The 15,023-nt window shown below is 72.1% G+C and carries 11 protein-coding genes; 8 read left to right on the top strand and 3 right to left on the bottom strand.

Annotated features, from left to right (window positions below; all coding sequences use genetic code 11):
• Positions 1–22: 22 nt before the first annotated feature.
• Positions 23–436: a hypothetical protein gene (locus tag AQJ91_RS00085; RefSeq protein ID WP_159054460.1), complete on the top strand. Its 414-nt coding sequence runs from the start codon at positions 23–25 to the stop codon at positions 434–436.
• On the opposite strand, the gene AQJ91_RS00090 is transcribed toward AQJ91_RS00085, so the two are convergent.
• Positions 397–2,214, bottom strand: coding sequence for an acyl-CoA dehydrogenase family protein (locus AQJ91_RS00090; protein WP_067014302.1), 1,818 nt, complete (start codon positions 2,212–2,214; stop codon positions 397–399). The genes AQJ91_RS00085 and AQJ91_RS00090 overlap by 40 nt on opposite strands.
• A gap of 349 nt (positions 2,215–2,563) precedes the next feature.
• On the opposite strand from AQJ91_RS00090, the gene AQJ91_RS00095 reads away from it, so the two are divergent.
• From AQJ91_RS00095 to AQJ91_RS00120, 6 genes are all read left to right on the top strand, one after another.
• A complete protein-coding gene (locus AQJ91_RS00095) occupies positions 2,564–3,244 on the top strand; it encodes a ScbR family autoregulator-binding transcription factor (protein ID WP_067014305.1) in 681 nt (226 codons plus the stop codon).
• 124 nt (positions 3,245–3,368) lie between these two features.
• A complete protein-coding gene (locus AQJ91_RS00100) occupies positions 3,369–4,595 on the top strand; it encodes a cytochrome P450 family protein (protein WP_067015982.1) in 1,227 nt (408 codons plus the stop codon).
• A gap of 257 nt (positions 4,596–4,852) precedes the next feature.
• Positions 4,853–5,467 (top strand): ScbR family autoregulator-binding transcription factor, encoded by a 615-nt coding sequence (locus AQJ91_RS00105; protein ID WP_067014308.1) that lies wholly within the window; start codon positions 4,853–4,855, stop codon positions 5,465–5,467.
• Between the two features lie 266 nt (positions 5,468–5,733).
• Positions 5,734–6,513: an AfsR/SARP family transcriptional regulator gene (locus AQJ91_RS00110; protein WP_067014311.1), complete on the top strand. Its 780-nt coding sequence runs from the start codon at positions 5,734–5,736 to the stop codon at positions 6,511–6,513.
• Between the two features lie 194 nt (positions 6,514–6,707).
• The gene (locus AQJ91_RS00115; RefSeq protein WP_159054461.1) at positions 6,708–6,869 is read left to right on the top strand and encodes a hypothetical protein; all 162 of its coding nucleotides are present in this window, start codon (positions 6,708–6,710) and stop codon (positions 6,867–6,869) included.
• Positions 6,866–7,567 carry a 4'-phosphopantetheinyl transferase family protein gene (locus AQJ91_RS00120; protein ID WP_067014317.1) on the top strand — a complete coding sequence of 234 codons (702 nt, stop codon included), beginning with the start codon at positions 6,866–6,868 and terminating at the stop codon, positions 7,565–7,567. Before AQJ91_RS00115 ends, AQJ91_RS00120 begins: the two co-directional genes overlap by 4 nt.
• 70 nt (positions 7,568–7,637) lie before the next feature.
• Here AQJ91_RS00120 and AQJ91_RS00125 read toward each other — a convergent pair whose 3' ends face one another.
• A complete protein-coding gene (locus AQJ91_RS00125; protein WP_067014319.1) occupies positions 7,638–9,032 on the bottom strand; it encodes a class II 3-deoxy-7-phosphoheptulonate synthase in 1,395 nt (464 codons plus the stop codon).
• A 24-nt stretch (positions 9,033–9,056) separates the two neighbouring features.
• Entirely contained in the window at positions 9,057–9,938 is an 882-nt protein-coding gene (locus AQJ91_RS00130) for a shikimate dehydrogenase family protein (RefSeq protein ID WP_199847812.1), read from the bottom strand.
• 173 nt (positions 9,939–10,111) lie between these two features.
• Between AQJ91_RS00130 and AQJ91_RS00135 the strand changes: the two genes are divergently transcribed.
• Positions 10,112–15,023 (top strand): AMP-binding protein (locus tag AQJ91_RS00135; protein ID WP_199847813.1); only part of this gene is annotated, 4,912 nt, incomplete at its 3' end.

Raw genomic sequence — 15,023 nt, forward strand, 5'->3', positions numbered from 1 at the left:
GGCGCGAGGAGGCGAGGGTGGCGTGGTGCGCGGGGCACGGCCTGTGGGGTGGGGCGAGGCCGCCCGGATGATGGTGGGGTGCTCGGCGGTGTGCGCTCTGGCGTGGGCCGTTCTGGCGTTGCTCGGAGAGCCGCAACTGCCGGTCACCGCCCCCGTGGTGATGTTCCTGGGCCAGTGGTTCTGGACCAGGCACCGACACTGGGGCGCCGGCGCGATGGCCGTGCTCACCGGCTCGCCCGTCGTGTTCGTCCTGGTCGACCGGCTGCGCCCGCATCTGGACCGGTTGCTCGCCGACGCCGTGGCCACCGAGGCGGGAGTCCTGCGAGTAGCTGACCGTGCCGCCGCCCCGGACCGGCGTGTGAACGGTCGCCGGTCCGGGGCGGGCGGGGCGGTGTCTCAGGTCGCCGTGGGGCTCGCGAGGGGGTGGTCCGCGTAGTCCGCGTTCGCGATCGGGACCCGGGACAGGTACTCCTCGGGGATGTGGAAGGCGTCCACCAGGGTCATCAGGTGGGGGGCCAGGTCGGCGACGACCGACTCCGTGGTGCGGTGCAGGGACGTCACGTGCTCCGGGGACATCAGGCCGGCGGCTATGAGGTCACCGGTGTGCTCGCGGAGCTGGTCGAGGAGGAACAGGCGGCACATGTTCTCCAGCAGGAACCGGGCCCGGGCGTTCCTGGTACGGGCGGCGGCGGCGCGCAGGGCGTCGACCGCCTGCAGACGGACGTGCACGGAGACCATCTCGAGGGCCGCGCCGGAGGTCTCGTTCCAGCGGCCCAGCGGGTCGCCGGACGGGCCGCCGCGCAGCGCCGTGCGGGCCCGCTTCTGCCAGATGCCCTCGGCGGAGGCCAGCAGATCCCGCAGGAAGTCCAGGTCGTTGAGGTCCCGGCCGACGGGCAGGACCGGCTCGGCCAGGCCCGAGTCATGGCCGAAGACCATCTCGGACGCGGCCTTGAGCCAGATCACCAGGTTGTCGCCCTCGGCGGTGATCCCGCCCTCCACGTTGAGCGGCAGGTCGGCCAGGCCGTTCACGGGAAACAGACCCTGGGCACCGCACCGCTCACGGCACTCGATGGTGATCTCCCGGGCCTGCCAGGTGATCCACCCCTTGGCGACGGCGATCAGCCGTTCCAGCCGCTCGCGTTCGTCGCGGTCGGTTTTGTCGTGGGCGACCCACTGGTCGACCGCGGAGCGGTGCAGGAAGGTCATGGCGTAGGCGGTCGCCAGTGAGTGCAGCAGCCGGGCGTGGTGACTGCGGTGGGCGGTCAGCGGGACGCGCTGGCCGGCCTTGGTTCCGCTGATGTGCCGGTGGTGGGCGTAGCGCACGGCGATCGTCAGGGCGGCCCGCGCCATGCCGAGGGTGCCAGCGCTCATGCAGAGCTTGCCCACGGTGACGCGGCCGACGGAGCGCAGGAACCGCTTGCGGCGGTTGCCGAGGGTGCTGACGAGCCTGCCGTTCTCGTCCAGCCGTCCGTGACTCGCCTCCAGCATGGCCTCACGGGGCAGGCGTACCTGGTCGAAGGAGGTCAGACAGTGGTCGACCGGGGTGCCCGTCCGGTCTGGAAGCCGGCGGACCCGGACGCCGGGGAGGTGGCCGTTCTCGTCGCTGAGCGGAGTGAGGAAGAGGAAGATGCCCTGGTCCTCGCCCTCGACCAGGAGGCGGGCGGCGACGACGGCGGTCTTCGGGCCGCCGGTGAGACTGGTGTTGGGCATGAACTTCTGGGCGCCCGGGGCGGGCGTGTGCAGGATGAACCCGCCCGTCTCCCGGTCGAGGACCGCGACCGTCCGCAGGGCGGCCACGTCGTTTCCGTGCTCCAGCTCGGTGCACAGGAACACCCCGGTACGCCGCATGGAGGTGAAGGCGGACAGGTCGCGCTGGTAGCCGTCGTGATCCAGCAGACTGCCCAGGAAGAGGTTGTAGTGGATGCTGGCGACGGTGCACAGTCCGCCGTCCACGAAGCCGATCCACTCGTGCAGGGCGGTCAGCCGGCGTGTGTCGTAGACGAGGGCCTCGGCGCCGGCCGCGGCCTCGTTCACCAGATGCAGCCTCCGGTACGAGAGCTCGGCGCGTTCGCGCGGTGTGAGACCCGGCTGGTGGGCGAAGCCCGCACCGCCGACGAGGTGACGCCAGTTGTCGTGGACGAGCTCGCGCTCGTCACCCTCGAAGAGCAGGCCGGTGAGCTCGTCGACGACGCTTTCCCCGACCGGAGGGACCACAGGCGAGGGCGGAAGAGACCCCTCGGTGTGCTCTGAAACAGTCCCCTGGGCGTACCAAAACGGTTCTTTGACAGGGCGGAACACCTGATTTCCCCCAATATGAGTGCCGTGCCCGACGGTGTTGTGGTGGCGCTGGAGGAAACCTACGGACCAAACGGTTTGGTTTTCAAGCCCTTGTAAAACCGGGGTGATGGTTTTATTCTTGCGAACGTGTGAGCTGATCGGTTCGATCCGTCATGTCCGCGAACGACCCGGGGCAGGCGGCTGGTCGCCGACCGATCACTCCGGAAGGCGACAGGAACACCAACCCCTCGGTCTGATCGACTCGAAGAGGGCACGGAGGCATGCAGTGGCACAGCAGGATCGGGCCATCCGGACCCGCAACAAGATCGTCCTGGCAGCGGCCGAGCTGTTCGACGAGGTCGGCTACGAGGCGGCGACGATCTCCGGCGTCCTCAAGAAGTGCGGAGTGACCAAGGGAGCCCTGTACTTCCACTTCGCCTCCAAGGAGGAGCTCGCCCAGGAAGTGCTGGCCGGCCAGGTGGCAGCCCTGCCGCCGGTGCCGCCGCAGGAACTCTTCCTCCAGCAGAGCCTGGACGAGGCGCTCCTGTTCGCCCATCTCCTGCGCGTCGGCGACCCGATGGTGCGCGGCAGTGTCCGGCTCACCGTCGAGCAGGGCATCCCGCACGACGGCCTGGACCGCGGCGTGCCCATGCAGGCCTGGATCGACCACAACCTCGAAGTCCTCACCCGGGCGAAGGCGGCCGGTGAGCTGCTGGCGCACGTCGACATCGTCTCGACGGCCACCCTGTTCACCGGTTCGTTCACCGGGATGCAGGTGCTGTCAAGAATACTGACCGGCCACGCGGACATGGTGGAGCGGGTGTCGGACCTCATGCGCAGCCTCATGTCCGCCATCGCCGTACCCGGCGTGCTGGTGAGGCTGGACTTCGCCCCGGACCGGGCGGAGCGGGTGTACGAGGCCGCGCTCCGGCAACGCGAGGAGCTGGCGGCCACCGCGACGGTGTGACGAGAACCGCCCGGTGACGATCCGTCACCACGAGGGAGGAGCCCGCCGGGTTCCTCGCGCTCCTCGGTGGGCGTGCGTGCGCAGGGGGACGGAACGCAACGACTACCGAACGGAGTACATGCTGATGCAGGTGATTTCCGGTGCGCACGTACTGGATGTGACCGGGCGGGACATCGCGGCCGAGACCGCCCTGCTGCACGAGCGGGGCCCGGCCGTAGAGGTCGAACTGCCGGGCGGCATAAGGGCCTGGGCGGTCGTACGGCAGAGCTGCGTCGAGCGGCTGCTGGTCGACCCCCGGGTCTCCAAGGACGCCCGGCGCCACTGGCCCGCCTTCGTCGAGGGACGGATCACCCCCGACTGGCCGCTGTTCCCCTGGGTCGCCAACGAGAACATGCTCTTCGCCTACGGGGCCGAACACGCCCGGCTGAGAAGGCTGGTCGCGGGCGCCTTCACCGCGCGGCGCACCGCCAGCCTGAAGCCCCGCATCGAGGAGATCTCCTCCTCGCTGCTGGACGCGCTGGCCGCCGGAGCCGCCGGTGAACCCGTCGAACTCCGCTCCTCCTACGCCGAGTTGCTGCCCCTGCGGGTCGTCTGCGAGCTGTTCGGCGTCGCCGACGGCGCGATGCGCGACGAACTCTGCGCCGCACTGCGCATGGTGTTCTCCTCCAGCGCCTCGGCACAGGCCATCGAGGAGGCCCGCGTCACCGCGTTCCGGCTCCTGGCGGAACTGGTGGCGGACAAGCGGCAGAACCCGGGCGACGACCTGACCTCCTCCCTGATAGCGGCCCGCGACGACGGGGACCGCCTCACGGAGAACGAACTCCTCGGCACCCTCTTCCTGATGATCGCGGCCGGCCAGGACACCACCTCGACACTCATCGTCAACGGGGTGGGCGCGCTCCTGACCGACCCCGAGCAGGTGGCGCACCTACGGGAGGGCCGGGCCGGCTGGGGCGACGTGGTCGCCGAGACCATGCGGGTGCACAGTCCCGCCTCCTACTCGCCGATGCGCTTCGCGGTGGAGGACATCGATCTGGACGGCGTACGGATCGAGCGCGGGGACCCCATCCTCGTCTCCTTCGCGGCGGGCGGACGGGAGACCGAGCGGCACGGGGAGGATGCCGCTCGCTTCGACGTGCTCCGCACCGACCGTGACGTCCTCGGTTTCGGTCATGGAGTGCACCGCTGCCTCGGCGCCCCGCTGGCGATGCTGGAGGCGACCGCGGCCTTCCGGTCGCTGTTCGAGCGCTTTCCCGGCCTGGCGCTGGGCTGCCCCGTGGAGGAACTGCGCCCGCTGCCGACGTTCCTGCTGAACGGCTACGGCAGGCTGCCTGTGCTGCTGCGGTCGTAGTCCGCCGGCGACCGGTGCGCAGGTCGCACGCAGTCATGCGCAGTCGGCGTAGTCGTACGCAGTCGTACGCACATGGGGTCCGCGTCCTGTGGGGCGCGGACCCCATGTGCGCCTTCAGGCCGTTTTCCTCCTGGGCGCACCCCCAACCCTACAAACCGCTGCGCCGGTTTGTTAGGCTGATCTCCGGCGGGGGAGCGAGGTGGCCGAACCATGCGCCGACCTCGTAGTGGCGACCCCCTAGAGAGCGACGGAGCCTCATGGCCATGCAGGAACGCGCGATTCGGACGCGCAATGCCCTCATCAAAGCCGCGGCTGAACTGTTCGACCAGGACGGCCCGGCGTCGGCCTCACTGGCGACCATCAGCGCCAGGGCCGGGGTCAGCAACGGCGCGCTGCACTTCCACTTCCCCAACAAGGCGGCCCTCCTCGACGCGGTGGTCGTGGCGGCGGAGGGGCGGCTGCGCTGGATCACCCGCCCCCGCGAGGTGCGCGCCGTGCAACTGCTCATCGACGCCAGCCACGAGCTCGTCCAGGGGCTCGGGCGGGATGTGGTGCTGCGCGCCGGGTTCCGGCTCAGCGGCCAGGGTGAGGGGTCCGGGTCCGCGCCGGACCTCTGGCGTGCCTGGCAGAAGTGGGTCGAGGACACGCTGACGCGTGCGGGCAAGGAGGGCTCTCTCCTGACTGACGAGTCGCCCCACGAGGTAGCGGCCGTCGTGGTGGCCATGGCGGCCGGTCTGGAGGCCCTGGGGGAGAGTGACGCCGGTTGGCTGGAGCGGTCCGTGCTGGCCCGCTTCTGGGCGCTCGTGCTGCCGCGGGTCGTGGGCGCGGCGGCACGGCACCACTTCGTGCCGTCCGGGCGTGGCGACAGGTGAACATTGGGTTTCCTTCCTCGCAAAAAAACAGGCATGCTGGTTTCGTAAGAGTTCGGAAACGGCTGGGCGTGGATCTCTGGATGGCGAGCTTTGTCCGCTTCTATCCAGGTGTTTCGGGGCACAGGAGTCCGGATGGAGCAGGATTCGTGGTCCTTTTGGCTCCGCCGTGACCGTTGAGTCGAAGCTCGCTAATCGCTTGACAAACAGTGCGGTCGGTTTGTTTGATAGGGGTAGCAACTCGGACTGTCAAACGCGTGGGGGGAAAGATGCAGTTCAACCTGCTTGGCCCGCTCGAAGTCGTCACCGACCGGGCTCTGCCGCTGGGCGGCGTAGTGCAGCGGGCCACCTTTGGCTACCTCCTGCTCAACCCGAACAAGGTCGTCGCCACCAGCCGCCTCATCGCGGCCCTGTGGGGCGACGACGCGCCCATGACGTCACGGAAGATGGTGCAGAACGGCGTCTCGGGCATCCGCAGGCTCCTCGACCAGGCCGGCGCCGACAGCCGTGGCGTCCGCCTGGTCACCGCTCCGCACGGCTACCAGCTGCACCTCGACACCGAAACCGTCGACGCCTTCCGCTTCCGCCGGCTCGCCGCCACCGGACGCGCCGAACTCGCCGCCGGCTTCCCGGACGTGGCCGTCGACTCCCTCACCCAGGCGCTCGGCCTGTGGCGGGACTCCGTCCTCGTCGACCTCGCCGAGGTCGGCATCGGCTGGCCCTCCTTCGCCCAGCTCGAACGGGAGCGGCTCACCGTCTACGAGGACTGGGCGGCCGCCGGACTGGAACTGGGCCGACACCGCGAACTCGTCGCCGACCTCGAGCAGGCGGCCGCCGCCTCACCCACCCGGGAACGGCTGTGCCACCAGCTCATGCTCGCCCTGTACCGCTGCGGTCAGCAGACCGAGGCGCTCGCCGCGTACCGCCGCACCCGGCAGGCGCTCGTCGACGTCCACGGCCTCGACCCGACGCGGGACCTCCAGGAGCTGGAGCGCGCCATCCTCAACCAGGAGCCGCGCCTTCTCGGCCGTCACCCTCAGCTGGCCTGAAGTGGCGGCGGTCCGAGCGGAATTCCCGGCCCTGTAATGGGGCCGATGATGGAGTCAGTCGCACGAAATGCAGGGGTGGGCTAGGGGATCCCCCGGACGGCCGGAACTTCTACCTTTTTTACAAGGGAAGTTTCGTGGCCGGAAAGGGAGGGGTCATCATGTCCGCTCAGTCATCCGATAACGTCACCACTGAGGTGCCTTCCGCAATAAGCGTCAATGTCGCACTCGACGCCGCGATCGGCATTTTCACCGGGCGGCTCGGCTCGTACTCCGGGGAGCTGGAGGAGAGCGCCGCGACGCGCGCCGAGCGGTACACCGCCCTCGCCTGGCGCCACCCGGCCCTGCTGCCGGAATGACCGCGAGGGCCCTCCTCGCGCCGCTGCTGCCGCCACCCGTCGTCTTCGCCGAGGAGTTCGGGGACCCGCCGTACGCGCGTCTCCTGGCCGGAGAGGCCGCCCATGTGGCGCGGGCCGTGCCGGAACGCAGACGCGAGTTCACCACCGTACGACTGTGCGCCCGCCGCGCGCTGACGCAGCTCGGCGGTACGGCCGTCCCGTTGCCGCCCCGGCCCGACGGGGCCCCGCGGTGGCCGGCCGGCGTCGTCGGCAGCATGACGCACTGCCCGGGATACCGGGGCGCCGCGCTCGCCCGGCGGCGCGACGTCGTGGCCCTCGGTATCGACGCCGAGCCCGCCGAACCGCTCACCGACGGCCTCCTGGAGGCGATCGCCCTGCCCGGTGAACGGGCACACATACGGCTGCTGCTGCGGGCGCGTCCGTCGATCGCGTGGGACCGGCTGCTGTTCAGCGCCAAGGAAGCGGTGTACAAGACGACGTTCCCGGCGACCGGCGTGCGGCTCGGCTTCGAGGACGCGGCGATCACCCTCGACCCCGTCGACGGCTCCTTCCGGGCCCGGCTCGCGGTGCCGGGGCTCGTGCTGGGCGGACAGCCCCGTGCGGTGCTCGACGGGCGGTGGACCGCCGCGCGCGGGCTGCTGCTGACCGCCGTCACCCTGCCCGCGGGGGTGCGCGCTCCGCCCGGTGGCCGACGGTGAGGAAAGCGGCCCACGCAGAAGGGGCGCCCGGAGATTCCGGGCGCCCCTTCTGCTGCTGCGTGGTGGAGCGTCATGGGCGGAGCATCTCGGCGACCAGGAAGGCCAGTTCGACCGACTGCTTCGGGTTCAGGCGCGGGTCGCAGCTCGTCTCGTAGCGCAGGGCCAGCGCATCCTCGTCGATCTGCTCGGCGCCGCCCAGGCACTCAGTGACGTCGTCGCCGGTGAGTTCGATGTGCAGGCCGCCCGGGTGGCTGCCCAGCGCCTTGTGCACCTCGAAGAAGCCCTTCACCTCGTCGAGGATGCGGTCGAAGTTCCGGGTCTTGTAGCCGCTGGCCGCCTCGTAGGTGTTGCCGTGCATCGGGTCGCACTGCCACACCACCCGGTGGCCGCTCGCCTCGACCTTCTCCACGAGCGCCGGCAGGACGTCGCGGACCTTCTCGCTGCCCATGCGGCTGATCAGGGTGAGCCGGCCCGGCACGTTGTCCGGGTCGAGCCGCTCGACGTACTCGACGGCCTGCTCGGGGGAGGTGCCGGGGCCGAGCTTCAGGCCGATCGGGTTGGCGAGCAGCGAGGCGAGCGCGATGTGGGCGCCGTCCGGGCGGCGGGTGCGCTCGCCGATCCACAGCATGTGCGACGACAGCCCGTACAGCCGGGGCTCGCCGGCCGGTGCGCCGGTCCAGCGCAGGAGGCCGTGCTCGTACTCCAGCAGCAGGGCCTCGTGGCTGGCGTAGATCTCCGTGGTGTGCAGGGCGCCGTGGTCCGCGCCGGACGCGGCCATGAAGGACAGGCCCCGGTCGATCTCGCCGGCCAGCGCCTCGTACCGCTCGCCGGCGGACGACGTACGGACGAAGTCGCGGTTCCAGTCGTGCACCCGGCCGAGGTCGGCGACGCCCGACGCGGCCATGGCGCGGACCAGGTTGAGGGAGGCGGCCGAGTGCGCGTACGCGCGCAACATCCGGGACGGGTCCGCCGCGCGGGCGCCCGGGGCCGGGTCGAGGGAGTTCACGATGTCGCCGCGGTACACCGGCAGGCCCAGCGCGTCGGTCGCGTTGGAGCGGGGCTTGGCGTACTGGCCGGCGATCCGGCCGATCTTCACGACGGGGAGGCTGGCCGCGTACGTGAGGACCACGGCCATCTGGAGCAGAGTGCGGATGTTGGCGGTGACGTGGGACTCCGTGTTGCCGTCGAACGTCTCCGCGCAGTCGCCGGCCTGGAGGAGAAACGCCTGCCCCTGGGCCACCTGGGACAGCCTGGCCTGCAGCCTGTCGACCTCACCTGGCACGACGAGCGGCGGGAGCTGGGTCAGCGCGTCCCGCGCGGCCCGGGCACGGGCCGGGTCGGGCCACTCGGGCTGCTGGTCGGCCGGCCGGGCCACCGCGTCCGCCAGCCGGGCTTCGATGTCGTCGGGGAACCGGGCGAGGCCCCGGGGCCGCTGGTCCGTGATGTCGCCGATCGTGGGATTCATGCGCGCAGGCTAAGAAGGCCCCGGTCACGCGGGGGGAACCGGGCCCGCACTGTCCGGCAATCCGGGCCTGGCGCTGATGGCCGCCTCCGCCGGGTGCAGGGCGAAGAACTCCCGGTACAGGTGCAGTTGCTGGGTCAGCATGTGTTCGCCGTGGTGGATCGGGAGGCCGTGGGCGGTCGCGGAGCGGAGGAGGCGGGTTTCGCGGGGGGTCATGATGATGTCCGCCACCACCGTGCCGGGGGCCAGCTGGGACGGGTCGAAAGGGAGAGGGTCGTCGGGGCGCAGGCCCAGGGGGGTGGCGTTCACCACCAGGTCTGTCGGGGCCTCGGGCGGGAGCTCGCCCCCGTGTACGCGGCCCTGTGCGTGGGCGGACAGACGGGTCAGGAGCGTGCGGACCCGGCTTTGGTCCACGTCGACGATGTCCAGGCGGGCCACCCCGGCGAGCACCAGCGCCGCCGCGATCGCGCCGCCGGCCCCGCCCGCGCCCACCAGCGTCACCCGCTTCCCGGCCGGCGGATGGCCGGCGGCGGTCAGGCCGGCCACGAAACCGGCGCCGTCGAAGTTCTCCGCGTACCAGCGGCCGTCAGCGCCGCGCCGCAGCGCGTTGGTGCCGCCCGCCAGCTCCACCGCCGGACTGCGCACGTCGGCGAAGGCCCGCGCCGCGGCCTTGTGCGGGACGGTCACCAGCAGCCCGTCCACGTTGCCCGCCCGCTGCAGGCCCCGCACCACCTCGCCCAGATGAGCCGCGGAGGCCTGCACCGGTACGAGGACCGCGTCCAGACCGAGCTCGGCGAAGACCGGGTTGAGCAGCTCCGGCGCCCGCACCTGCCGTACCGGATCACCGAGCACCGCGAACAGCCGGGTACGGCCGGAAATCCCCGGCACCGTCCCAGGGGAATGCGACATCGAAACGCCTCCGAGTGAGCTGCGGAAATTACCTTCGCATTGCGCCACACTCGCCCGCCGCATACCCCGCACATACCCGGACGACCGCCGATACAGGGTCCTTTTAGGGGGGGTGATAGTGGCCCACGGACACGGCCGAAATGTGACGCTGAAGTCTCCGCATGAGCCCGTCCATGCCTGTTCATGAGTCTCCTTTCGATGAGAGGTGTTTCGCCGTGCTGCGAACCGAATTGATCCGTCCGGTGCCTCAGCTGCTGAGGGCGAACTCCGATCGCTTCGGAAACAAGACCGCCTACCGGGACGCCAGGCGAAGCGTGAGCCATGCCGAGCTGGAGGCCCGCACCCGCCGGCTCGCCGGCCACCTGGCGGCCCTGCGTCTCCAGCCCGGCGACCGGGCCGCGATCCTGCACGGCAACAGCGTCGAGTTCGTCGAGAGCTACCTCGCGATCACCCGGGCCGCAGCCGTCGGCGTCCCCCTCAACCCCCGCCTCACCGAGTCCGAACTCGCCTACCTCCTGGACGACAGCGGCGCCCGGGTCCTCATCACGGAACCCTCCCGCATGGAGATCGTCACCCGGCTCGTGAAGGACCGCCCCCAGCTGCGCGTCGTCGTCACCGGCGACGAACCCGCCCCCGTGGGCACCGTCTCCTTCGAGAAACTCGCCGCCACCGAACCCGCCGAGCCCGCCCGCGACGACCTCGGCCTCGACGACGTCGCCTGGATGCTCTACACCTCCGGTACCACCGGCAGGCCCAAGGGTGTGCTGTCCACCCAGCGCAACTGCCTCACCTCTGTGGCCGCCTGCTACGCCCCCATACCCGGCCTCACCCACGAGGACCGGGTCGTCTGGCCGCTGCCGCTGTTCCACAGCCTCGCCCACATCGTCTGCGTGCTGACCGTGACGGCCGTCGGCGCCACCGCCCGGATCGTCGACGGCTTCTCCGCCGACGAGATCCTCGACGCCGTACACGAGGAGCGGGCCACCTTCCTGGCGGGCGTGCCGACCATGTACCGGTATCTCGTGCAGGCCGCCCGGGAGACCGGTTTCACCGCACCCGACCTGCGCATGTGCCTGGTCGGCGGCGCCATCACCACCGCCGAGCTGCGCCGCTCCTTCGAGGAGGTGTTCGGCGCCCCGCTGCTGGACGCCTACGGCTCCACCGAGACCTGCGGCTCCATCACCATCAACTGGCCCACCGGCGCCCGCGTCGAGGGCTCCTGCGGGCTGCCCGTCCCCGGCCTCGACGTGCGGCTTGTCGACCCCGAGACCGGCGTGGACGTCCCCGTCGGCGCGGAGGGCGAGGTCTGGGTCAAGGGCGCCAGCGTCATGGTCGGCTACCACAACCAGCCCGAGGCCACCGCCGCCGCCCTGCGCGACGGCTGGTTCCGCACCGGCGACCTGGCCCGCCGCGACGAGCAGGGCTACTTCACCGTCACCGGCCGCATCAAGGAGCTGATCATCCGCGGCGGCGAGAACATCCACCCCGGCGAGGTGGAGGACGTCCTGCGTGCCGTGCCCGGCGTCGCCGACGTGGCGGTCGCGGGCCGGCCCCACGAGGTCCTCGGCGAGGTCCCGGTCGCCTTCCTCGTCCCCGGACCGCAGGGCGTCGACCTGGAGCGCCTCTTCGACACGTGCCGCGAACACCTCGCCTACTACAAGGTGCCCGAGGAGCTGTACGAGATCGAGCGCATCCCCCGCACCGCCTCCGGCAAGATCATGCGGCACGTCCTGCTGGAGCGCCCGGCCCGGCTGCGCGCCTCTGGCGACGGCCGCTACGAGTCCCTCTTCCGCACCGACTGGCTGCCACTGCCCTCCGTGCCCGCCCCCCGCGTCGTCCCCGGCCGCTGGGTACTGGCCGGCGACATCTACGGCACGGCACTCACCGGCGCCCTGCGCGACCTCGGCAACACCGTCGAGACCCACCTCTCCCTGGGCGGCCTCGCCGACCTCGCCGACGTCGACGCGCTCGCCGGCACCGACGCCCTCGACTCCCTGGTGGAAGAGCTCGGCACCGGCGCCGACGCCCCCGACGTCGCCGTACTCCTCCTCGGCGACGCCCACGGCAGCGGCCCTGTCGGCCGCACCGACGGGATCGAGGCCCTCGTCGCCCGGCTCACCGAGGCGCTCGACGGCTGGCTCGCCGAGGAGCGCACCGCCGCCGTACCGCTCGTCGTCGCCACCCGCGACGCCGTCGCCACCGGACCCGACGACGCCCTCGACGGCCTCGCCCACGCCGCCGTGTGGGGCCTGCTGCGCTCCTACCAGACGGACTTCCCGGAACGGTTCGTGCTGACCGACCTCGGAGCCGACGAGGAGAACGACGCGCCCCGGCTCGCCGCTGCCCTCTCCCTGGCGGTCGCCGCCGCCGAACCACAGACCGCCATCCGCGACGGCGTCGTCCTGCGCCCCCGCCTGGTCCGCGCCGCGGCCGTCGGCAGCGCCTTCTCCGCCGCCACCGGCAGCCGCGCCGGCGCCCCCGACACCAGCGGCACCGTCCTGGTGACCGGCGCCGACGGCACCGCAGCCGAGCACATCACCCGCCACCTCGTCGCGCTGTACGGCGCCCGCCGCGTCCTGCTGGCCGGCAAGGACGGCCGCGCGCACACCGCCCTGCGCGACGAACTCGCCCGGGCCGGCGTCGACGTACGCGTCGAGACCTGCGACGTCGCGGACCGCAAGGCGCTCGCCAAACTGTTCGCCCGGTCCGCCCCGCCGATCACCGCGGTCGTGCACACCGCGGGCCGCGAGGACCTCGGTACCCGGCAGGGCCGCCGCCTCGCCCTGCAGGGCGCCCTCGCCCTGCACGAACTGACCAAGAACTCGATGCTCGCCACGTTCATCGTGGTGACCACCGCCGACGGTCTCCTCGGCACCCCCGGACACGGGCCCGCCGCTGCCGCCGCCGCGGCCCTCGACGCCCTCGCCGGCCACCGCCACGCCCGCGGTCTGCCTGCGCTGTCCCTGGCCCTGGGCCCCTGGGAGGGCGCCGCCACCACGGCCGGGCACCCGTGGCCGGTGGGTGCGCTGTCGGCGCACGACGCCCTCGCCATGTTCGACGCCGCGCACACCGTCGCCCAGCCCCAACTGGCCGCCGTACGCCCGGACGTCACCGCGCTCGGCGACGGCGAGGTACCCGTGCTCCTCACCGACCTCATCGACGTCCCGCGCGGTGCGGGCGCCGCCCCCGACGAGCGCGCCACCGACATTCTGCGGGCCCGCCTCGACGGCCTGTCCGAGGCCGAGCAGCAGCGCGTCCTGCTGGAACTGGTCGCCGAGCAGGTCCGCGCCATCACCGGCCTGGCCGCCCTCGACACCGGCCGCAGCTTCAAGGAACTCGGCTTCACCTCCGCCACCGCCGTCGCACTGCGCAACCGCCTCACCCAGGAGACCGGGCTACGGCTGCCGGTCACGCTCGCCTTCGACCAGCCCAAGCCAGCCGCCGTCGCCGCCCACCTGCGCCGCCGGCTGTTCGGCCTCCTCGACGAGGAACCGGCCGTCGAGGTCCCGGAGACATCCGCGTCCGACGAGCCCATCGCGATCGTCGCCATGGGCTGCCGGCTGCCGGGCGGCGCCACCGGCCCCGAGGAGCTGTGGCGGCTGGTCGCCGACGGCACCGACGCCATCTCGGAGTTCCCCGGCAACCGCGGCTGGGACCTCGAGCACCTCTACCACCCCGACCCCGACCACCCGGGCACGTCCTACACCCGGCACGGCGGATTCCTCCCGGAGATCGCCGAGTTCGACGCCGGCTTCTTCGGGATCTCCCCGCGCGAGGCCGTGGCGATGGACCCACAGCAGCGGCTGCTGCTGGAGACCTCCTGGGAGACCTTCGAACGCGCCGGCATCGACCCGACCGCGCTGGGCGGCGCGCACATCGGCGTCTTCAGCGGCCTCATGCACCACGACTACGGCAGCAACATCCAGCAGGTCCCCGAGGGTACCGAGGGCTACATCGGCATCGGCATCGCCGGCAGCGTCGCCTCCGGCCGCGTCTCCTACACCCTCGGCCTCGAAGGCCCGGCCGTCACGGTCGACACCGCCTGCTCCTCCTCACTGGTCGCCCTCCACCTCGCCGTCAGGTCCCTGCAGGGCGGCGAGTGCGCCATGGCCCTCGCGGGCGGCGCGGCCCTGATGCCGACCCCCGGCGTCTTCGTGGAGTTCTCCCGCCAGCGCGGCCTCGCGGCCGACGGCAGGGCCAAGGCGTTCTCCGCCGCGGCCGACGGCACCGCCTGGTCCGAGGGCGTCGCCGTCGTCCTCCTGGAACGGCTGTCCGACGCGCGCCGCAACGGACACCCGGTGCTCGCCGTGGTCCGCGGGTCCGCCGTCAACCAGGACGGCGCCTCCAACGGCCTCACCGCCCCCAACGGTCCCTCCCAGCAGCGGGTCATCCGCCAGGCCCTGGCCAACGGCCGTCTGACGCCCGCCGATGTGGACGCCGTCGAGGCCCACGGCACCGGCACCACCCTGGGCGACCCCATCGAGGCCCAGGCCATCCTCGCCGCCTACGGCCAGAACCGCCCCGACGACCGCCCGCTGTGGCTGGGCTCCCTGAAGTCCAACATCGGACACGCACAGGCCGCGGCCGGCGTCGCCGGCGTCATCAAGATGACGATGGCCCTGCGCAACGAGGAACTCCCCAAGACCCTCCACGCCGACGAGCCCACCCCCCACGTCGACTGGTCGGAGGGCGCGGTGGAACTGCTCACCGAGGCCCGCCCGTGGCCCCGGGAGGACGGCCGCCCACGCCGGGCCGGTGTCTCGTCGTTCGGTGTGAGCGGCACGAACGCGCACGTCGTCATCGAGGAGGCGCCCGCCGAGGAACCCGCGGCGGAGGAGACGGAGTTCACCGGTCCGCTGCCGTTCGTGGTCTCGGCCCGCTCGGCGGCCGCGCTCCAGGCGCAGGCGGAGCGGCTCGCCGACCACCTGGAAACGGGGGAGTGGGCTCCGGCGGACGTCGCGTACTCGCTGCTCACCACCCGTGCCGCCCTCGACCACCGCACGGCCGTCGTCGCCGACGACCTGCCCGAGGCCATCGCCGGCCTGCGGGCCGTCGCCGCGGGCGAGGGCGAGGGCGAGGGCGGCT

It is taken from the genome of Streptomyces dysideae (assembly GCF_001514305.1).
Taxonomy (GTDB): Bacteria; Actinomycetota; Actinomycetes; order Streptomycetales; family Streptomycetaceae; genus Streptomyces; species Streptomyces dysideae.